The sequence below is a fragment of the Pseudomonas gebzensis genome, from assembly GCF_034427815.1.
Taxonomy (GTDB): domain Bacteria; phylum Pseudomonadota; class Gammaproteobacteria; order Pseudomonadales; family Pseudomonadaceae; genus Aquipseudomonas.
This window is the reverse complement of record NZ_JAXQNS010000011.1, coordinates 1-19,376: the sequence shown is the minus strand read 5'-3', so window position 1 is coordinate 19,376 and position 19,376 is coordinate 1. Positions and strand designations below refer to the sequence as shown.

Genomic DNA, 19,376 nt, shown 5'->3' with positions numbered 1-19,376 from the left:
CATGGACGCTTTCAATTACCGCGACGGCCAGCTGTTCGCGGAAAACGTGGGCCTGTCGGCCATCGCCGAACGCTTCGGCACACCGACCTACGTTTACTCGCGCGCCCACATCGAGGCGCAATACCGGAGCTATGTCGACGCCCTGCAAGGCACATCGCACCTGGTCTGCTTCGCGGTCAAGGCCAACTCCAACCTGGGCGTGCTGAACGTCCTGGCACGTTTGGGCGCAGGCTTCGACATCGTTTCGGGCGGCGAACTGGAGCGTGTACTGGCCGCCGGTGGCCGTGCCGATCGCGTGGTGTTCTCGGGCGTGGGCAAGACCCGTGAAGACATGCGCCGCGCGCTGGAAGTGGGCGTGCACTGCTTCAACGTCGAGTCTGCCGATGAGCTCGAACGCCTGCAGGTGGTGGCCGCCGAACTGGGCAAACAGGCCCCCGTCTCGCTGCGGGTCAACCCGGACGTCGATGCCGGCACCCACCCCTACATCTCTACCGGTCTCAAGGAAAACAAGTTCGGTATCGCCATCAGCGATGCTGAAGCCTTGTACGTGCGTGCTGCGCAGTTGCCGAACCTGGAAGTCGTTGGCGTCGACTGCCACATCGGCTCGCAGCTGACCACGCTCGAACCGTTCCTCGATGCCGTAGACCGCCTGCTGATGCTGATCGACCGTCTGGGCGAATGCGGCATTCACCTGCGTCATCTGGACCTGGGTGGCGGTGTCGGCGTGCGTTATCGCGATGAACAACCGCCGTTGGTGGCTGACTACATCAACGCCGTGCGCGAGCGTGTCGGCGAGCGTGACCTGGCGCTGTTGTTCGAACCGGGCCGCTACATCGTCGCCAACGCCGGCGTGCTGCTGACCCGCGTGGAATACCTCAAGCACACCGAGCACAAGGACTTCGCCATCATCGATGCGGCGATGAACGACCTGATCCGCCCAGCGCTGTACCAGGCCTGGATGGACGTCAGCGCCGTGACCCCACGTGAAGGTCAGAGCCGCGAGTACGATCTGGTCGGGCCCATCTGCGAGACCGGCGATTTCCTCGCCAAATCGCGCCACCTGACGCTCGCCGAAGGCGATCTGCTGGCAGTCGGCTCGGCGGGCGCGTATGGCTTCGTCATGAGTTCGAACTACAACACCCGCGGCCGTTGCGCCGAGGTGCTGGTCGATGGCGATCAGGCGTTCGAGGTGCGTCGCCGCGAAACCATCCCTGAACTGTTCGCCGGCGAAAGCCTGCTGCCGGAGTGAACCCATGCTGCTGCGTTTTACCAAGATGCACGGCCTGGGCAACGACTTCATGGTCCTCGACCTGGTCAGCCAGCACGCCCACATCCAGCCCAAGCACGCGCGGCAATGGGGTGATCGCCATACCGGCATCGGCTTCGATCAACTGCTGATCGTCGAGGCCCCGAGCAACCCGGAAGTGGATTTCCGCTACCGGATCTTCAACGCCGATGGCTCCGAGGTCGAGCAGTGCGGCAACGGTGCGCGCTGCTTCGCCCGCTTCGTGCTGGACAAGCGCCTGACCGCAAAGAAGCTTATCCGCGTGGAAACCAAGGGCGGCATCATCGAGCTCGATGTGCAGCAGGACGGCCAGGTGTGTGTCGACATGGGCCCACCGCGGCTGGTGCCGACCGACATCCCCTTCGTGGCTCAAGCCCAGGCGCTGAGCTACCCACTCGAGATCGACGGCCAGGCCTACCCGATCGCCGCGCTGTCGATGGGCAATCCCCATGCCGTACTGCGTGTCGAAGACGTACAGACCGCCCCAGTGCACGCCTTGGGGCCAAAAATCGAACACCATCCGCGCTTTCCGCAGCGGGTCAACGCCGGCTTCATCCAGGTCGTCGACCGCCACCACGCCAACCTGCGCGTCTGGGAACGCGGTGCAGGCGAAACCCAGGCGTGCGGCACCGGCGCTTGCGCGGCGGCGGTGGCTGCGATCAGCCAGGGCTGGATGGATTCACCGGTTACCCTCGACCTGCCCGGCGGGCGCCTGCACATTGAATGGGCAGGCCCTGGCATGCCGGTGCGCATGACCGGCCCAGCCGTGCGCGTCTATGAAGGCCAGGTTCGCCTCTAGGCTCTGCACGGCATGTCTTCGAGCGAAGGCCAGGCAAGGCCGAGGGCGGCTGCGCAAGAACGGTCGAGGAACAGCCGGGGCCGCGCCCGACTTCACCGGAGCAAATGAGCATTCCGAGCCCGTTTTCAACGCAGCATGGGCGAGCTCGGATGCATTTCGTATAGCGCCTAACCGAGTAAGCGTCATGACCGATGAGCCAACACCCAAGGCCGCAAGCCTCGATGCCGAGGCCGTGATTGCCTACCTGCGCGAACACCCCACGTTCTTTGCCGCGCATGACGACCTGCTCCTCGAACAGCTCATACCCCACCAGCGCGGCGACAGCGTGTCGCTGGTGGAGCGTCAGCTCAAGTTGCTGCGTGAGCGCAATATCGAGATGCGTCACCGGCTGTCTCAGTTGATGGACGTTGCTCGCGACAACGACCGCCTGTTCGACAAGACCCGCCGCCTGATCCTCGACCTGCTCGACGCCAACAGCCTCGAAGAAGTGGTCATGGCCGTGGAAGACAGCTTGCGCCAGGACTTCAAGGTGCCCTTCGTCAGCCTGATCCTGTTCGGCGACAACGCCACACCGGTCGGCCGCTGGGTGTCCGGCAGCGAGGCGCAGGTGGCCATCGGTGCGCTGATCAGCAGCGGCAAACCGATCAGCGGCAATTTGCGTGATCACGAGCTGGCCTTTCTGTTCGGCGAGGAGCAGCGCAAAGAGGTCGGCTCCTCGGCGGTTGCCACGCTTGAGCATCAGGGGCTGCATGGCGTACTGGCCATCGGCAGCCGCGACCCGCAGCACTACAAGAGCAGTGTGGGCTCGCTGTTCCTTTGCCACATCGCCGAAGTGCTGGGCCGGCTGATTCCGCGCTTCACGCACACCCTGCGCTCGGTGCGCTGATGAACGAACAGCTGGACGCTTATTGCGCGCACCTGCGCAACGAGCGCCAGGTGTCCGAGCACACCCGCCTGGGCTACCGCCGGGACCTGGAAAAGGTGCTGACCTACTGCGCCAAACAGCAGATCGAACAGTGGTCGGACCTGCAATTGCAGCACGTGCGGCAACTGGTGGCGCGTCTGCACCATGATGGGCAGTCCTCAGCCAGTCTGGCCCGGCTGCTCTCGGCGGTGCGTGGGCTGTACCGCTACCTGATTCGCGAAGGCCTGAGCCAGCACGACCCGGCCGCCGGCCTGGCGCCCCCCAAGGGCGAGCGCCGCCTGCCCAAGACGCTGGACACCGACCGCGCCCTGCAACTGCTCGATGGCGGGGTTGACGACACCTTCATCGCCCGCCGCGACCAAGCCATGCTTGAACTGTTCTATTCCTCCGGCTTGCGCCTGTCAGAGCTGATTCAGCTCGACCGGGTGCATCTGGACCTCAGTGGGGGTCTGGTGCAAGTGCTCGGCAAGGGTAACAAGACACGCATCCTGCCGGTCGGGCGCAAGGCGCGCGAAGCCTTGCAGGCCTGGCTGAAGGTACGCGGCCTGGGCGCTCCGTCCGACGACGCGCTGTTCATCAGCCGCCAGGGTCGACGCATCAGCCCGCGAGCCGTCCAGCAGCGCCTCAAGCTCGCCGGCGAGCGCGAGCTGGGCCAGCACCTGCACCCGCACATGCTCCGCCACTCTTTCGCCAGCCACGTGCTGGAGTCCTCCCAGGACCTGCGCGCCGTGCAAGAGATGCTCGGCCATGCCGACATCAGCACCACGCAGATCTATACCCACCTGGACTTCCAGCACCTGGCGTCGGTGTACGACAGCGCCCACCCCAGGGCCAAACGCAATAAAGGCACAGACTCATGAGCATCCAGCTGATCACCTTCGACCTCGATGACACGTTGTGGGACACCGCGCCCGTGATCGCCAGTGCCGAGGTCGTGTTGCGCGACTGGCTCAAGGCCAACGCGCCCAAGCTCTCGGCGCTGCCCGTCGAGCACCTGCACAGCGTGCGCGAACGACTGGTACAGGCCGAGCCTGGCCTCAAGCACCGCATCAGCGAACTGCGCCGCCGCGTGCTGTTCCATGCCTTGAGCGAGGTGGGCTATGCCGAGCACACCGCGCAGTCCATGGCCGCCGAAGGCTTTGAGGCGTTCCTGCACGCGCGCCATCAACTGCAGATCTTTCCCGAGGTGCAGCCGATGCTGGAGGTGCTCAGCCAGCGTTATACCCTGGGCGTGGTCACCAATGGCAACGCCGACGTGCGCCGCCTGGGGTTGGCGGACTACTTCGACTTCGCCCTGTGCGCCGAAGACGTTGGCATCGGCAAACCTGACCCTGCACCCTTCCTTGAAGCGCTTCGGCGCAGCGCTGTGTCGGCGGCAGCCGCGGTGCACGTGGGCGATCATCCGCGTGACGACATCGCCGGTGCGCAGCGCGCAGGTTTGAAGGCGGTGTGGTTCAACCCGCAGGGCAAGGACTGGGCAGGCGAGGCGGCACCCGATGCGCAGATTCAGTGTTTGTCGCAATTGCCGGGTGTGCTCGCGCGCTGGAACTGACAGGCACAAAAAAGCCCGCAGCGACGGCGGGCTTTCAGCTGTAGCGCCACTCAGATAGGGCGGCTGCCGTACTTGTTGTCCGGCTTCTTGGGCGGGTCGGCGACCACATTGGCCTCGACTTCCTGCACCTTGCCGCCACGGGAGAGAAACTCTTCCATGGCGCGGGCCAGTGCATCGCGCTCTTTCTGCTTGGCTTCCATGCTCGGCATTTCTTCTGCCGTCACGGCCTTGGACTTGCCCTTGGCAGCAGGTGCCGGGCTATCGTCTTCGGCTGCATCTTCTGCACCGTCATCGGCGGCGGTTTCAAGGCCATCATCAGCCTCGTCGTCGCCTGCTTCCAATTCGTCGTTTTCCAGATCGTCGTCGCTCATGTTCTACCTCATGACTTGCGAAAAGCAGATTTAGTTGGTTTTTTCGCCTGTTGTCGCCGTAGACCGGCGAGCATCAGAAATAATTCCCGGCAGTGTGAGTCGATGCTGCCAGTCAGCGTTGCGCTTGGGCGGTGAGCCTTCACGCGCGGTCGGTCGCAGATGCACCACCTCCGGCACGTCATGCAACCGCCGTCTGTGGGTGAGTCGCCAGAGGCCTGGGTCCTGCAATGGCATGGGGCGTGCGAGCCTTGCTTTCAGCCCCTGCCGCACCCTGTGCATGACCGCGCCTGTTCAACCACTGCCCACGTCGCCGAGGAGGCGAAACGCAGTGTGGCGCGCATTCTAGCGCGCCCGCAGAAAAAGCAAAGCTCCCTGAATGCTCTGCTGTGTGTAAGTTTTTGCACCAGGGAAGCATTGCCAGGGATGCAGGGATTGTCAGCGTGCTTTGTTGAACACGCAGACAAAAAAAAGCCCGGCGAACCGGGCAGTGATTACAGCGTCGCGGTCAGAGGTTATAGCCGCGCTCGTTGTGTTGAGCCAGGTCGAGACCGACCGCCTCTTCTTCTTCATTGACCCGCAGGCCCATCAGCACATCCAGCACCTTGAGAATCACGTAGGTGACGATCGCGGTGTAGATGACCGTGAACAGAACGCCCTTGGTTTGTACCCAGACCTGCGCGGCGATGTCGGTCACGGCGCCGAAGCCGCCCAGGGCCGGTGCGGCGAACACACCGGTCAAAATGGCTCCGACGATCCCGCCAATGCCGTGCACCCCGAATGCATCGAGCGAATCGTCATAGCCCAGCTTGCGCTTGAGGCTGGTGGCGCAGAAGTAGCAGATCACGCCCGACGCCAGACCGATCGCCAGCGCGCCCATCGGGCCCACCGTGCCGGCTGCCGGGGTGATGGCCACCAGGCCAGCGACCACGCCAGAAGCGATACCCAGAGCGCTGGGTTTACCGTGGCCGATCCACTCGGCGAACATCCAGCCCAGTGCCGCTGCAGCGGTCGCGATCTGGGTGACCAGCATGGCCATGCCGGCAGTGCCGTTGGCTGCTGCGGCAGAACCTGCGTTGAAGCCGAACCAGCCGATCCACAGCATGGCGGCGCCAATCAGGGTGTAGCCCAGGTTGTGCGGCGCCATTGGCGTGGTCGGGTAGCCTTTGCGCTTGCCCAGCACCAGGCAGCAGATCAGGCCGGCGACACCCGCATTGATGTGCACCACGGTGCCACCGGCGAAGTCCAGCACACCCCAGTCCCACATCAGCGCACCGTCACCGCTCCACACCATGTGCGCGATCGGCGCGTAGACCAGGGTGAACCAGATGGCCATGAACACCAGCATGGCCGAGAATTTCATGCGCTCGGCGAAAGCACCGACGATCAACGCTGGGGTGATGATGGCGAAGGTCATCTGGAAGGTGATGAACACCGCTTCGGGGAACAGCGCCGCAGCCGACGTCAGGCTGTCGGGCGTTACGCCGTTGAGGAATGCCTTGGAGAGCCCGCCGACGAAGCTGTGCAGGTTGGTCACGCCCTTCTCCATGCCGCTGGTGTCGAACGCCAGGCTGTAGCCGTAGATCATCCACAGCAGGCTGATCAGACCGGTGATGGCAAAGCACTGCATCATTACCGAGAGCACGTTCTTCGAGCGCACCATGCCGCCGTAGAACAAGGCCAGGCCAGGGATGGTCATGAACAGCACCAGGGCGGTTGCCGTGAGCATCCAGGCGGTGTCACCGGAGTTGAGAACCGGGGCGGTTTCGTCTGCCAAGGCAAGGCCTGGCAGGACGAGAGGCAATAGGGCGCCAAGCCCTGCGATCTGACGCAGAGTCATGTTGTTTTCTCCTGGGGCGTTGGGGTTTGCTGAGGCGGTGGTGCGGTGTCAGATCGCGTCGGTATCGGTTTCGCCGGTACGGATGCGGATCGCCTGCTCCAGATTGACTACGAAGATCTTGCCGTCACCGATCTTGCCGGTGTTGGCGGCCTTGGTGATGGCTTCAATGACACGGTCCAGGTCCTTGTCGTCGATGGCGACATCGATCTTGACCTTGGGCAGGAAGTCGACGACGTATTCGGCGCCGCGATACAGCTCGGTATGGCCTTTCTGCCGACCGAAGCCTTTGACTTCAGTGACGGTGATGCCTTGCACGCCGATTTCCGACAGCGACTCACGGACGTCGTCCAACTTGAACGGCTTGATGATGGCAGTGACTAGTTTCATGCAACTCTCTCCCGATTTGGTGGACTTGCCCCAGGAAAACAAACCCGTCTCAAGTCTAAGCGCAGCGCCTGGCTTTGTAACGCGTCGTAAGCGGCGTCCGGTCTGCTGTCGATCCACCGGCCAATTGCCCGTCTGCGGGGCCGATTCAGTGCCTGTCGCCTGAACACGTAGCAGAAAGCTTGCCAATTTCCTGGAGCCCTCGATTTAGAAGCGTTGAAGAGGGTTCGCCGGACTCGGGCCAGAGGCCATCATCCAGCGCATGCACAAGTGCAGTGCACGCGCTTACCCCCTTGTGCGCGAAAACTGTGCACGGCAGGGCTGCCCAGGCTGCGTGTTACACTCGCGCACTCATTCCCTTGACGGACCGCTCGATCATGCTCGCGCCCAAAGCTTTCCTCGATGCGCTCAGCGACCAGGCTTCGCGCCTGTTCAGCGGCGATGCCTCTCAACCCCGCGCCGAAATCGAGAGCCAGTTCAAGGCACTGATGCAGGGCGCGTTCAGCAAACTGGATCTCGTCAGCCGAGACGAATTCGACAGCCAGATGGTAGTGCTCGCGCGCACGCGCGCTCGACTGGAAGCCCTCGAGCAGCAAGTGGCCGACCTCGAAGCGCGCATGGCGCCGGCTGCGCCAACGCAAGACTGAACACCCCCTCCCCCAGCGTCGCGCGACTTGGCGCGACGGTGCCTATAGCCTGTAATTGCTATCCGGTAATCTTTCCTACAGTTTTTTAGGAAGCTTAAATAGATGAAAATTAATTAAAGTGCGGACTTCGGGTTGACGCGCATACTCCCTATTAACTAAAGTTCGCTCGCTTCGCCAGCGAGGCGTTTTTTCATTACTTGAAGAGTTCAATGGACACAGTCAATAGACGCAGCCTGGCTGTTGCACGTCGCAACGGCCAGGCATTCAAACAAGCATTCCGATCTCGACACTCAGGTCGGGTGAGTCGCGCCAGGGCCTAGGGCTCCGCCGTCGCTTGCCTGCACCGGTATCAGACCGGGTGGAGGCAAGCCCATGCACCTCACTTTCTGCGTACCTTCGTGGTTTCGCGCCCGTCAGCCGGCGCCGCCTACCCCTGTCCGAGCCCCGGACCTTCTACCCTCTAGCTCAACGCTGACCCCGCGCTGCCGGCTGTATGCCGTGTGGCATCGCGCACACCCGCATTGCCCCCCGCAGCTGCAATGGCAGCAACTCGACAGTGAGGAACCGCCCAGTCAGTGGTATGGCCTTCGGCTGTCGTGCTGAGTTCGCCTCACACTCAAGCTGAAACTTCACATTCAAACAACACATACTTTTCACAATGAAAAGTGTGCGAACTCTTGTCGCCTTAAATAACTTAACGAGATAGATATTCATGGAAATTCCGAGTAGTAAGTTCGCCGCCTTTCAGGTTCTCGACACCCGGCCGCGAGCACTCAATCGTCGAACATTCCAACTTCATCGTTCAACCGTGTCGAGACCGGCCTGTGCATCAGGATGATCCACAGCGCTGTCTCGTCGCCTCCTGTCACAGGAGTACAGTCAATGACCGTCAAAGACCGCACCCCCGCCTCCCCGAAGCTGTCCATGCGTGCCGCCCGTGAGGCGCGCAACGACTTGTCCGTCACTTACGCCAACCTCGACGCCAGTGAACACGGCCTGACTGAGCGCGAGGCCGCCAAGCGCCTGCAGCGCGACGGTCGCAATGAGGTGGCCCATGACCGGCCACCCGCACCTGCCATGCAATTTCTCATGGCGCTGCACAACCCCTTCATCTATGTGCTGCTCACCCTCGCCGCCATCAGCTTTGTCACCGACTACTGGCTGCCCGTGCGCGCAGGTGAAAACGATGAGGCCGACCTGACCAAGGTCATCATCATCCTCACCATGGTCAATCTCAGTGCCGTGCTGCGCTTCTGGCAGGAATACCGCTCCGGCAAGGCCGCTGAAGCGCTCAAGGCCATGGTGCGGACAACCGCGACCGTGCTGCGCCGGGAACAAGGCCTCGGCACTGCCAGCCTGCGCGAAGTGCCCATGAGCGACCTGGTGGCCGGCGACATCGTGCAGCTGTCGGCAGGCGACATGATCCCTGCGGACCTGCGCCTGATCGAATCCCGTGACCTGTTCATCAGCCAGGCCGTGCTGACCGGCGAAGCCTTGCCGGTGGAGAAGTACGACACCCTCGGCAACGTCGCGCAAAAATGCGCTGCGGGCATTGGCAGCGATTCGGCGAGCCTGCTCGATCTGCCCAACGTCTGCTTCATGGGCACCAATGTGGTCAGTGGCCGCGCACGCGCTGTGGTGGTCGCCACAGGAGGCCGTACCTACTTCGGCTCGCTGGCCAAATCGTTGTCGAGCAATCGCAGCCAGACCGCCTTCGACCGCGGCGTGAACAGTGTCAGCCGCTTGTTGATTCGCTTCATGCTGGTCATGGTGCCAGTGGTGTTCATGATCAATGGCCTGGTCAAAGGCGACTGGGCAGACGCCTTCATGTTCGCCCTGGCGGTTGCGGTAGGCCTGACGCCGGAAATGCTGCCCATGATCGTCAGCGCCAACCTGGCCAAGGGGGCAATGGCCATGGCCCGGCGCAAAGTGGTGGTCAAGCGCCTCAACGCCATTCAAAACCTGGGCTCGATGGATGTGCTGTGCACTGACAAAACCGGCACCCTCACCCAGGACCGGATCATTCTGGAGCACCATGTCGACCCCAGCGGCCAGCAAGACCCGCAGCTGCTGCAACTGGCCTGGCTGAACAGCCACCATCAGAGCGGCGTTCGCAACCTGATGGACCAGGCCGTGCTGAACTTTGCCCAGGCAACCGCCGACTTCAAACCGCCATTCGCCTACGCCAAGGTCGACGAGCTGCCTTTCGACTTCGTCCGCCGGCGCTTGTCCGTGGTACTCGACAGCGGCGCCGGCAATCACGTACTGATCAGCAAGGGTGCGGTCGAAGAGATGTTGGCGGTCGCGAGCCAGATTCAGCAGGGCGACGCTGTTCTACCGCTCGATGACACACAACGTGAAGCCCTGCTGGCGCGAGCAAACACCTTCAACGCACAAGGTTTCCGTGTATTGCTCCTGGCCACCCGGGACATCCCGGCGCATCAGTGCAAGCGTCAGTACACGGCCGAGGACGAACGCGAGCTGGTGGTGCGCGGGCTGCTGACCTTCCTCGATCCACCCAAGGAAAGCGCCGGCCCGGCCATCGCCGCGCTGCGTGAAATGGGCGTGTGCGTGAAGGTGCTGACCGGTGACAACGCACTGGTCACCAGCACCGTGTGCCGGCAGGTGGGCATCGACCCGGGTGAGCCGCTGCTGGGCCAGGATGTCGAACGTCTGGACGATCAGGCACTGAAAGATGTTGTCGAGCAGCGCACGGTATTTGCCAAGCTCACTCCGCTGCAGAAGTCCCGCGTGCTCAAAGCGCTGCAGAGCAATGGCCATACCGTCGGCTTTCTGGGCGATGGCATCAATGACGCACCGGCCCTGCGTGACGCCGATGTGGGCATCTCGGTCGACAGCGGCACCGACATCGCCAAGGAGTCGGCCGACATCATCCTGTTGGAAAAAAGCCTTTTGGTGCTCGAAGAAGGCGTGACGAAAGGCCGCGAAACCTTTGGCAATATCATGAAGTACCTGTGCATGACCGCCAGTTCCAACTTTGGCAATGTGTTCTCGGTGCTGGTGGCCAGTGCATTCATTCCGTTCATGCCCATGCTGGCGCTGCATCTGCTGCTGCAGAACCTGCTGTACGATTTCTCCCAGCTTTCGCTGCCCTGGGACAAGATGGACAAGGCGTTCCTGCGCCGCCCACGCAAGTGGGATGCCGGCAACATCGGACGCTTCATGCTGTGGATCGGGCCAACCTCGTCGATCTTCGACATCACCACCTTTGCCCTGATGTGGTACGTGTTCGCCGCCAACAGCGTGGAGATGCAGGCGCTGTTCCAATCCGGCTGGTTCATCGAGGGCCTGCTGTCGCAGACGCTGGTCGTGCACATGCTGCGCACCCGTAAAGTGCCGTTCTTCCAGAGCACGGCGGCCTGGCCGGTGATTCTGGCGACCGGGCTGGTGATGGCCCTGGGCATCTACATTCCCTTCTCGCCGCTCGGCACGATGGTGGGCCTGGTGCCACTGCCGTGGGAATACTTCCCTTGGCTGGTGGCGACGCTGCTCGGCTACTGCATCGTTGCGCAGGGCATGAAGACCCTGTACATCCGCCGCTTCGGTCAGTGGTTCTGATCGCCCACACGCTGAGCTGAAGCGAACCCGGTGCCATCGAAGGCACCGGGTTCAAACACATCTTGAGCCCGCCTGAAGCAGCACCTTGCGTTTTCTCAGTCAGCGCGCCCTGGCGCAAGATCTGTCCCGCCTGCAAAACCCCGATTCATTTCCCCTCATCCGTTTTGCCACAGCGCTCTATGCTTGCCCTGCCGCAGGATGCGGCAACCCTTCCCTCTTGGTGACAACGGAGTGTCCATGGCCCTAGCCCTCGTCCACAGCCGCGCGCAAGTCGGCGTACACGCGCCCGCCGTCAGCGTCGAAACCCACCTGGCCAACGGCCTGCCCACCCTCACCCTGGTGGGCTTGCCGGAAGCCACGGTCAAGGAAAGCAAAGACCGCGTACGCAGCGCGATTGCCAACTCCGGGCTGGAGTACCCGGCGCGGCGCATCACCCTGAGCCTGGCGCCTGCCGACCTGCCCAAGGACGGCGGGCGCTATGACCTGGCCATTGCCCTCGGCATCCTGGCAGCCAACGGCCAGGTGCCAGCGACGCACCTGGGTGACTACGAATGCCTGGGCGAACTGGCGTTGTCGGGGGCTCTGCGTGCGGTGCAGGGGGTGTTGCCGGCCGCGCTGGCCACGCGAGAAGCTGGGCGCGCGCTGGTGGTCCCCAAGGAAAACGCCGAAGAAGCGAGCCTTGCCAGCGGCCTGGTGGTGTACGCGATCGGCCACCTGCTGGAGCTGGTCGGCCACCTCGCCGGGCATACCCTGCTCACGCCTTACGCCGCCAATGGCCTGATCCTGCAAAGCCACCCCTACCCCGACCTGTGCGACGTGCAGGGCCAGGTGGCTGCCAAGCGGGCGCTCATGGTGGCCGCAGCGGGTGCGCACAACCTGCTTTTTACCGGCCCGCCTGGCACTGGCAAGACCTTGCTCGCCAGCCGCCTGCCCGGCCTGCTGCCGCCGCTGGATGAACACGAAGCGCTGGAGGTGGCGGCCATTCGTTCGGTCAGTGGCCACGGCCCGCTGAACAGCTGGCCACAACGTCCGTTCCGACATCCCCATCACTCCGCCTCCGGACCAGCGCTGGTGGGCGGCGGCAGTCGGCCTCGACCGGGGGAAATCACCCTGGCGCACCATGGCGTGCTGTTTCTGGACGAGTTACCGGAGTTCGAGCGCCGCGTGCTGGAGGTACTGCGCGAGCCGCTGGAGTCAGGAGAGATCGTCATTGCCAGAGCCCGCGACAAAACCCGCTTCCCCGCCCGCTTCCAACTGGTCGCCGCGATGAACCCCTGCCCCTGCGGCTACCTGGGTGATCCTACCGGCCGCTGCCGATGCAGCGTTGAACAGGTCCAGCGCTACCGCAACAAACTCTCCGGCCCCCTGCTCGACCGCATTGACCTGCACCTCACCGTGGCCCGCGAAAACACTGTCCTCAGCCAAGCCCCGAGCGGCGAGCGCAGCGCCGACATCGCCCAAGTGGTGGCGCAGGTACGCGCGCTGCAACAACAGCGCCAGGGCCGGCCCAACGCCTTTCTCGACATGCAGGGGCTGCACGCACACTGCGCCCTCAGTGCCGACGATCAGACCTGGCTGGAAACGGCGTGCGAACGGCTGACGCTGTCGCTGCGCGCAGCGCACAGGTTGCTGAAGGTGGCGCGAACGCTGGCGGATCTGGACGGCGCCCAGGCCATCGCCCGCGCGCACCTGGCCGAAGCGTTGCAATACCGGCCAAGTCATTGAGGCGTCGAGGGATGCGAAACAGGTAGTGCAGCCGAAGCACCAAAAGACGCCTTTAACGTGTACTGCAAGATACCGATACATCGCCAGGGCTCCACCTAGGGGCGACCAACTGACCTGGAACGCCCCTGGTTTCCCAGCCAAAATGAATCAACGCTCGCGCATCGCCTCGTCGCGACCTTTGATGATCGGCTTGAGCAGGTAGCTCATGATGGTTTTCTTGCCGGTCTTGATGTCAACGGTCGCCACCATGCCGGGAATGATCAGCAGCGGATTGGCATCGGTGCCAAGGTGGCTGCGCTCAGTGCGCAGCCGGATGGGGTAGTACGTGGTCTTCTTGTCTTCGTCGGTGATGGTGTCGACGCCAATCTGCTCCAGAGTGGCCTTCAGACCGCCATAGATCGTGTAGTCATAGGCGGTGAACTTGACAGTCGCCTCCTGGCCGGGATGCAGGAAGGCGATGTCCTTGGGCAGGATCTTCGCCTCGATGACCAGGGTATCGTCCAGCGGCACGATCTCGACGATGTCGCTGCCTGGCTGGATCACGCCGCCGATGGTGTTCACCAGCAACTGCTTGACGATCCCACGCACCGGCGAGGTCACCAGGGTGCGGTTGACCCGGTCGTCCAATGCCTTGCTGGTGGCGGTAGCCTTGTTCAGGTCGGTGCGCGCTTCATTGAGCTGAGTCAGCGCGTCACTGCGGAACTTGCCGCGGGTTTCCTCGATTTTGCTCTGGATCTCGCGGGTCGCGGCCTCGGCACGGGGAATGGCCAGTGTGGTGGCGTCCATCTCACCGCGCAGCTCCACCTCGGAGCGGCGCAGGCGCAGGATTTCAACCGGCGACACTGCACCCTTGGCCACCAGCGGCTCGGACATGCCGATCTCCTGGCGCAGCAACTGCAGGCTATTGGCGTATTGCGCGCGCTTGGAGCCGTACTCGCGCAGCTCTTGCTGACGCTGCACCAGCTGCTGCTGCAGGCCGCCGATTTCATCCTGAAGCTGCTGGCGACGGCTCTGGTACAGCGACTCTTCGCTGGCAGCCTGATTAGGCGAGGTCTGGCGCAGTTTTTCGTCGATATTCAACGCCCGGCCCTCGACCTCGGCACTCAGGCGTTCGACGCGCAAGGCCATGGACACGCGCTCGGCTTCGGTTTCACCCACGTTGGACACAAAACGGGTTTCGTCCAGCCGCAGCAGCGGCTGGCCGATTTCGACCACCTCTCCTTCCTTGGCGAAAATCTGCGCAACGATGCCGCCTTCAAGGTTCTGGATTTTCTGGATCTTCGACGATGGAATGGCCTTGCCTTCGCCACGTGTCACCTCGTCGATCGGGGCGAAGCTGGCCCACGACACGAAGAAGATGAAGAACAGCAAGATGCCCCAGATGGTCAGGCGCGCGACCCGCGGTGCATCTTCGATGAGCGCCTTGTTGACCTCAGGCAGCGGTTGCCCGGCAAGTGAGCGCTTGCCTTTGAAGTACTCACGCAGACCATTCTTGAACTGACCGACATCGAGCTTATGCGACACTGATCTGCCCCTTCTTCAGCGCATCCATGACAGCAGCTTTCGGGCCATCGGCCACCACGCTGCCGCGGTCAATGACGATTAGCCGGTCCACCAGCGACAGCAACGATGCACGATGGGTCACCAGCAGCACGGTACGGCCTTCCATGACGGCCTGCAGGCGCTGCTTGAGCCGCTCTTCGCCGGTGTTGTCCATGGCGCTGGTCGGTTCATCGAGTAGCAGAATCTGCGGGCTCAACAACAACGCCCGGCCCAGCGCGACGTTCTGCCGCTGACCGCCAGACAGGTTCTGACCGCGCTCGCCCACTTGCAGCTCGTAGCCATCGGGGTGCAGCCGGGCAAATTCGTGCACGCCAGAAAGTTCGGCGGCTTGCAGGATCAATTCGTCTTCGATGTAGCGCGCACCGCTGACCAGGTTGTCGCGCAGGGTGCCAGCGAGCAGCTGGATGTCCTGCGGCACATAACCGATGTTATGGCGCAGCTCGCTGACGTCGATCTGACGAATGTCCACGCCATCGACCAGCAGTGAGCCGCGGTCTGCCTCGTACAGACCGACGATCAGCTTGGCCAGCGAGCTCTTACCCGAGCCGCTGCGGCCGATGATGCCGACCTTCTCGCCGGGACGAATCACCAGGTTGATACCTTTGAGCGCCTGGTTTTGCTGGTTGGGGTAGGTGAAATCCACCCCGCGGAACTCGATCGCGCCTTGCAGTACCTGGCGGCTGAGCGGACGCTCTTCGAAGTTGCGCTCTTGCGGCAGGCTCATCATCTGGTCCGTTGCACCCATGGTCACCTTGGCCTGCTGGTAACGCGCCAGCAGACCATTGAGCTGGCCCAGTGGGCCCAGGGCGCGGCCGCTGAGCATGTAGCAAGCCACCAGGCCGCCCATGCTCAGGTTGCCGTCGATGATCAGGTACACCCCTACACAGATCATTGCCACGCCCGCCAATTGCTGGATCAGCAGGGTGATGTTCATGGCCAGGCCCGACAGCACTTTGACCCGCAACTCCAGACGGCTGAGGGTACCGAGGGTCTGCTCCCAAAGGTACTGGCGTTCGCTTTCGGCGTTGTTCACCTTGATCGCGTCGAGCCCGGCAAGCGTTTCGATCAGGCTCGACTGGCGCTCGGAGGCCAGCGCCATGGTGCGTTCCATGGTTGCCATCAGCGGTTTCTGCAGGGCATAGCCAATGCCCAGCGCCAACGGGAAGGCCAGCACCGGAATCCACACCAAGTGCCCCCCGATGATCCCGATGACCATCAGGATCAACAGCGTGAAGGGCAGATCGATCAGGCTGGTCAGCGTCAACGACGCGAGGAAATCGCGCAGCCCCTGGAATTCATGGATGTTCTGCGCATAGCTGCCGACCCGCGCAGGCCGGTATTTCATGGCCATGCCGACGATACGTTCGAACAGCGTGGCGGAAATGATCAGGTCGGTCTTCTTGCCCGCCAGGTCCAGACACAAGCTGCGCAAACCTTTGAGAATCAAGTCGAAGACATAGGCGCCAGCGATGCCTACCGCAAGCACCCAGAGGGTAGACGTGGCCTGGTTGGGCACCACGCGGTCGTAGACGTTCATCACGAACAACGGCGCGGCCATGGCAATGATATTGATGATCAGGCTGGCGGCAACCGCATCGGCATAGAGCCACTTGCTGCGCAGCAGCGTGTCGCGGAACCAGGATTTGGTCCGCGGAACGAGGTTGCCATGATTGACGTCGTATTTATGCTGCGGCTGGGCGAAAAACACTTTGCCGCTGTAGTCGGCTTCCAGCGCTTCGCGAGGGACATGCACTTCGCCACCGTCACTTTCGCTGAGCAGCAGGCGAGCGGTGTATTCGTTCTCCCACCCCAGCATCACCGCGCTGCGACCCTCCTTGAGCAAGAGCATGGCCGGCAGCGCAATCTTCGGGATGTGCTCGAGTTTGCGTTGCAACAAGCGCCCTTGAAGGCCGGCACGGGCAGCCGCACGTGGTAACAGCTCAGGGCTCAGGCGTTGGGCCGGTAACGGCAGGCCGGTGGTGAGCATGGCGCGGCTGGCGGGTTTCTGGTGCAGGACACACAGCGTCAGCAGGCTGTCGAGCAGCGGATCGTCGTGCTGACTGCGAGGGTCATGGCTGAGGTGCACTCGACTAACTTCGGATTCCACGCGGGCGCTCTCTCCGTACTTGCGAAGTTCAACCAGACTGCAGCGTGGCCAGAACCGCGCAGTAGAGCCTGGAGTATTTTTGGGGCTGTCTCACGCGATGTAGCGCACACCCCTGGGGTTCAATTCATCGGAGGTAGCTTTGCACAGTGCAGACGCTTTGATTTACCTCAAAGTTCAAACCCCCGACGCCACGAGCCGGCAACTAAGGCTTGACCCTTGGGACGCCCTGCAGCGAACTTTGGATACGCTCGAAAAGCACTGTGAAATCTTCGTCATGCAGTGCTGCAAGCCTAACCCCAGTTTCGCGGTATGCAAGGCGTTTTTTCTAGAATACGTGCGCTGAGACGTGCCGTTTCAGGTCGACAGGCCATCATAAAGGCATCACTGCATAAATATCGAGGGTACAGGCCTGTTTCCCCCGGCGCAGAGGGGCTATCCTAGGTTTATGCGATTGTCATACGCCGCTATCAACTTCCCGATTAGATCCAGCTAACTATCCCAGGCTGACTAGTACGAAAGTAGGAGTTGGCAGCGGGCTGATTTACGATATGTCATGTCACCAATTTGCGCGGAAACAACACCTGACCCGCGCAGCTAGCAGCGACCCGCTTATTTAGTGAACTAACTACTAATTCAGCAATTTCCCGCGTTTCGCGGCATCGAGATTTCCCTCTGTCTAATCGCGCGCCCGAACATGCGCGAGGCTTGAAAGCCGCCAGAGGTGTCAACCGGAGAAGGTCCAATGAGCAGTGTCGTCGCCATCGTCAAAAGCATCGTGGGTCAGGTCATCGCAGTGTCAGCCGAAGGGGTTCGTCGGGTCCTGATCGAAGGTGACCGGATTTACGCCGGGGAGCAGATTCTGACCGGTGAAGCGGGCGCCGTGACCCTGGAATTTGCCGATGGCCGCATGCTTGATCTTGGACGCGATACGCAATGGGCCGCCACAGTGCCGGATCAGGTCGCTGAACTCAGCGAAGCCACCGCGCAGTCTGCACCGTCCGTGAAGGAGCTGCAGCAGGCGATCGCCGCGGGCCTCGACCCGACCACCGAACTGGAAGCGCCGGCCGCCGGTCAGACGGGCAACCCGGGTGGGGCAGCCGGTGGCGGGCACAGCTTCGTACTGCTGAGCGAGGTCGGCGGCGCAGTCGACCCCACCATCGGCTATCAGACTGAAGGGTTGCAGTTCGACGCTGCTGCGCAAGACATCCGTACAGGCGGGCAGGACAACACCTCCGGCAGCACCGCTGCAACGCCTGCGCTGACCGTAGCGCTGACCGCTACACCTGCCATCAGTGAAGCCGGCGGCGTCATCGCCTACACCGTCACGGCCAGCCGCCCGCCGCTCGCCGACCTCAGCGTGACACTCTCCAACGGCGCCGTCGTTGTCATCCCGGCCGGACAAAGCCAAGGCACCGTCAACGTCAGCGTCAACCCTGGCGATACCGTTTACATCGACGACCGTGACGTCTCGGCGAGCATCGTCAGCGGCAGTGGCGGCGGCGCGCCGGTGCTGGCCGACACCACCCCGGCCGTGACCCAGATCGTCGACACGATCGACACCACGACCGTCACTCTGGTGGCCACGCCCAGCGTCAACGAAGGCGGTGTGATCACCTACACCGCCGCGTTGACCAACCCTGCCCAGACGCCCGTCACCATCACCTTGTCCAATGGCCAGACGCTCGTAATCCAAGCAGGCCAAGCCACTGCCAGCGTCGATGTGCCGGCACCGGCCAATGACGCCTACGAGAACCAGCCTCCGGTGAGCGTCAGCATCACGGGGGCGAGCGGTGGCAACTTCGAGAACCTGGTCGCCGATCCGACCCCTGCGGTTACCCAGATCAGCGACGTGCCTGATACCACCACCGTAGCGCTCACTGCGACCCCAACGGTCGCTGAAGGCGGCTCGATCGTTTACACCGCCACTCTGACCAACCCAGCTGGCTCGCCCGTGACCGTGACCTTGAGCAATGGCCAGGTCATTACCATTGCTGCCAATCAGACGTCGGGTAGCGTCACCGTTGCCGCGCCTGCGGATGATCCGTATATCGATGCCAGCCAGGTCAGTGCGCAGATTACGAGTGCAACGGGTGGCAACTTCGAGAATCTGGCGGTCAACGGGGCAGCGGCTGTCACTACCGTTACCGACACCATCGATACCACCACGGTGACGCTGACAGCGGCGCCTTCGGTGGCCGAAGGTGGTGTGATCACTTACACCGCATCGGTCGGTGCTGTAGTGACCGGCTCGCCTGTCGTGGTGACTTTGGCCAATGGCCAGAACATTACGATTGCCGTTGGCCAAAGCTCGGGAACCGTGAATGTGGCGGTGGCTGACGATGCGTACCAAAGCGCACCGGTCACTACCAGCATTACGGGTGTTTCGGGGGGTAATTACGAGAATCTGGTGGCTAATCAGGCGCCAGTAACTACGGCTGTTACTGATGTAACGACGACCACTACCGTTTCCTTGGCGGCAACACCCTCCGTGGCCGAGGGCGGTTCGATTGTTTACACCGCCACTCTGACCAACCCTGCTGGTTCGCCAGTGACCGTGACCTTGAGCAATGGTCAGGTCATTACCATTGCTGCCAATCAGACC

General features: G+C 62.6%; 14 protein-coding genes. 9 read left to right on the top strand and 5 right to left on the bottom strand.

Annotation, left to right across the window (positions count from 1 at the left end):
- Position 1: 1 nt before the first annotated feature.
- The 5 genes from lysA (at position 2) to SJI00_RS18935 (ending at position 4,561) form a co-directional block, all read left to right on the top strand.
- Complete coding sequence (gene lysA, locus SJI00_RS18955) at positions 2-1,249, top strand: diaminopimelate decarboxylase (RefSeq protein ID WP_322463210.1); 1,248 nt, start codon at positions 2-4, stop codon at positions 1,247-1,249.
- Between the two features lie 4 nt (positions 1,250-1,253).
- Positions 1,254-2,084 (top strand): diaminopimelate epimerase, encoded by an 831-nt coding sequence (gene dapF, locus SJI00_RS18950; protein ID WP_322463209.1) that lies wholly within the window; start codon positions 1,254-1,256, stop codon positions 2,082-2,084.
- 184 nt (positions 2,085-2,268) lie between these two features.
- On the top strand, positions 2,269-2,970 hold the full coding sequence (locus tag SJI00_RS18945) for a DUF484 family protein (RefSeq protein ID WP_322463208.1): 702 nt from the start codon (positions 2,269-2,271) through the stop codon (positions 2,968-2,970).
- A complete protein-coding gene (gene xerC, locus SJI00_RS18940) occupies positions 2,970-3,869 on the top strand; it encodes a tyrosine recombinase XerC (protein WP_322463207.1) in 900 nt (299 codons plus the stop codon). Before SJI00_RS18945 ends, xerC begins: the two co-directional genes overlap by 1 nt.
- Entirely contained in the window at positions 3,866-4,561 is a 696-nt protein-coding gene (locus SJI00_RS18935) for an HAD family hydrolase (RefSeq protein WP_322463206.1), read from the top strand. The genes xerC and SJI00_RS18935 overlap by 4 nt, the downstream gene beginning before the upstream one ends.
- A gap of 50 nt (positions 4,562-4,611) precedes the next feature.
- On the opposite strand, the gene sutA is transcribed toward SJI00_RS18935, so the two are convergent.
- The 3 genes from sutA to glnK form a co-directional block, all read right to left on the bottom strand.
- Complete coding sequence (sutA, locus tag SJI00_RS18930; protein WP_312933572.1) at positions 4,612-4,932, bottom strand: dormancy-specific transcriptional regulator SutA; 321 nt, start codon at positions 4,930-4,932, stop codon at positions 4,612-4,614.
- A 505-nt stretch (positions 4,933-5,437) separates the two neighbouring features.
- Positions 5,438-6,769 carry an ammonium transporter gene (locus SJI00_RS18925; RefSeq protein WP_322463205.1) on the bottom strand — a complete coding sequence of 444 codons (1,332 nt, stop codon included), beginning with the start codon at positions 6,767-6,769 and terminating at the stop codon, positions 5,438-5,440.
- A 48-nt stretch (positions 6,770-6,817) separates the two neighbouring features.
- Positions 6,818-7,156 carry a P-II family nitrogen regulator gene (glnK, locus tag SJI00_RS18920; RefSeq protein ID WP_002555808.1) on the bottom strand — a complete coding sequence of 113 codons (339 nt, stop codon included), beginning with the start codon at positions 7,154-7,156 and terminating at the stop codon, positions 6,818-6,820.
- Between the two features lie 374 nt (positions 7,157-7,530).
- Here glnK and SJI00_RS18915 point away from each other — a divergent pair, with 374 nt between their 5' ends.
- The 3 genes from SJI00_RS18915 (at position 7,531) to SJI00_RS18905 (ending at position 13,104) form a co-directional block, all read left to right on the top strand.
- Positions 7,531-7,800: an accessory factor UbiK family protein gene (locus SJI00_RS18915; RefSeq protein ID WP_322463204.1), complete on the top strand. Its 270-nt coding sequence runs from the start codon at positions 7,531-7,533 to the stop codon at positions 7,798-7,800.
- A gap of 882 nt (positions 7,801-8,682) precedes the next feature.
- Entirely contained in the window at positions 8,683-11,379 is a 2,697-nt protein-coding gene (mgtA, locus tag SJI00_RS18910; RefSeq protein ID WP_322463203.1) for a magnesium-translocating P-type ATPase, read from the top strand.
- Positions 11,380-11,616: 237 nt separating this feature from the next.
- A complete protein-coding gene (locus tag SJI00_RS18905; RefSeq protein ID WP_322463202.1) occupies positions 11,617-13,104 on the top strand; it encodes a YifB family Mg chelatase-like AAA ATPase in 1,488 nt (495 codons plus the stop codon).
- Between the two features lie 147 nt (positions 13,105-13,251).
- Here the strand turns inward: SJI00_RS18905 and SJI00_RS18900 are convergent, their stop codons facing one another.
- Together SJI00_RS18900 and SJI00_RS18895 are read right to left on the bottom strand one after the other, a co-directional pair.
- A complete protein-coding gene (locus SJI00_RS18900) occupies positions 13,252-14,628 on the bottom strand; it encodes an HlyD family type I secretion periplasmic adaptor subunit (protein WP_322463201.1) in 1,377 nt (458 codons plus the stop codon).
- Positions 14,618-16,774 (bottom strand): type I secretion system permease/ATPase, encoded by a 2,157-nt coding sequence (locus tag SJI00_RS18895; RefSeq protein WP_322463200.1) that lies wholly within the window; start codon positions 16,772-16,774, stop codon positions 14,618-14,620. The genes SJI00_RS18900 and SJI00_RS18895 overlap by 11 nt, the downstream gene beginning before the upstream one ends.
- Before the next feature lie 742 nt (positions 16,775-17,516).
- Here SJI00_RS18895 and SJI00_RS18890 point away from each other — a divergent pair.
- The coding region (locus tag SJI00_RS18890; protein WP_322463199.1) for a retention module-containing protein at positions 17,517-19,376 on the top strand (1,860 nt) is incomplete at its 3' end.

Excerpts from the sequence above, each read along its gene's own strand:
- SJI00_RS18915 (WP_322463204.1), top strand. The coding sequence starts at position 7,531 with ATGCTCGCGCCCAAAGCTTTCCTCGATGCGCTCAGCGACCAGGCTTCG.
- SJI00_RS18925 (WP_322463205.1), bottom strand. The coding sequence starts at position 6,769 with ATGACTCTGCGTCAGATCGCAGGGCTTGGCGCCCTATTGCCTCTCGTC.
- dapF (WP_322463209.1), top strand. The coding sequence starts at position 1,254 with ATGCTGCTGCGTTTTACCAAGATGCACGGCCTGGGCAACGACTTCATG.
- mgtA (WP_322463203.1), top strand. The coding sequence starts at position 8,683 with ATGACCGTCAAAGACCGCACCCCCGCCTCCCCGAAGCTGTCCATGCGT.
- SJI00_RS18905 (WP_322463202.1), top strand. The coding sequence starts at position 11,617 with ATGGCCCTAGCCCTCGTCCACAGCCGCGCGCAAGTCGGCGTACACGCG.
- xerC (WP_322463207.1), top strand. The coding sequence starts at position 2,970 with ATGAACGAACAGCTGGACGCTTATTGCGCGCACCTGCGCAACGAGCGC.
- glnK (WP_002555808.1), bottom strand. The coding sequence starts at position 7,156 with ATGAAACTAGTCACTGCCATCATCAAGCCGTTCAAGTTGGACGACGTC.
- lysA (WP_322463210.1), top strand. The coding sequence starts at position 2 with ATGGACGCTTTCAATTACCGCGACGGCCAGCTGTTCGCGGAAAACGTG.
- SJI00_RS18935 (WP_322463206.1), top strand. The coding sequence starts at position 3,866 with ATGAGCATCCAGCTGATCACCTTCGACCTCGATGACACGTTGTGGGAC.
- SJI00_RS18945 (WP_322463208.1), top strand. The coding sequence starts at position 2,269 with ATGACCGATGAGCCAACACCCAAGGCCGCAAGCCTCGATGCCGAGGCC.
- sutA (WP_312933572.1), bottom strand. The coding sequence starts at position 4,932 with ATGAGCGACGACGATCTGGAAAACGACGAATTGGAAGCAGGCGACGAC.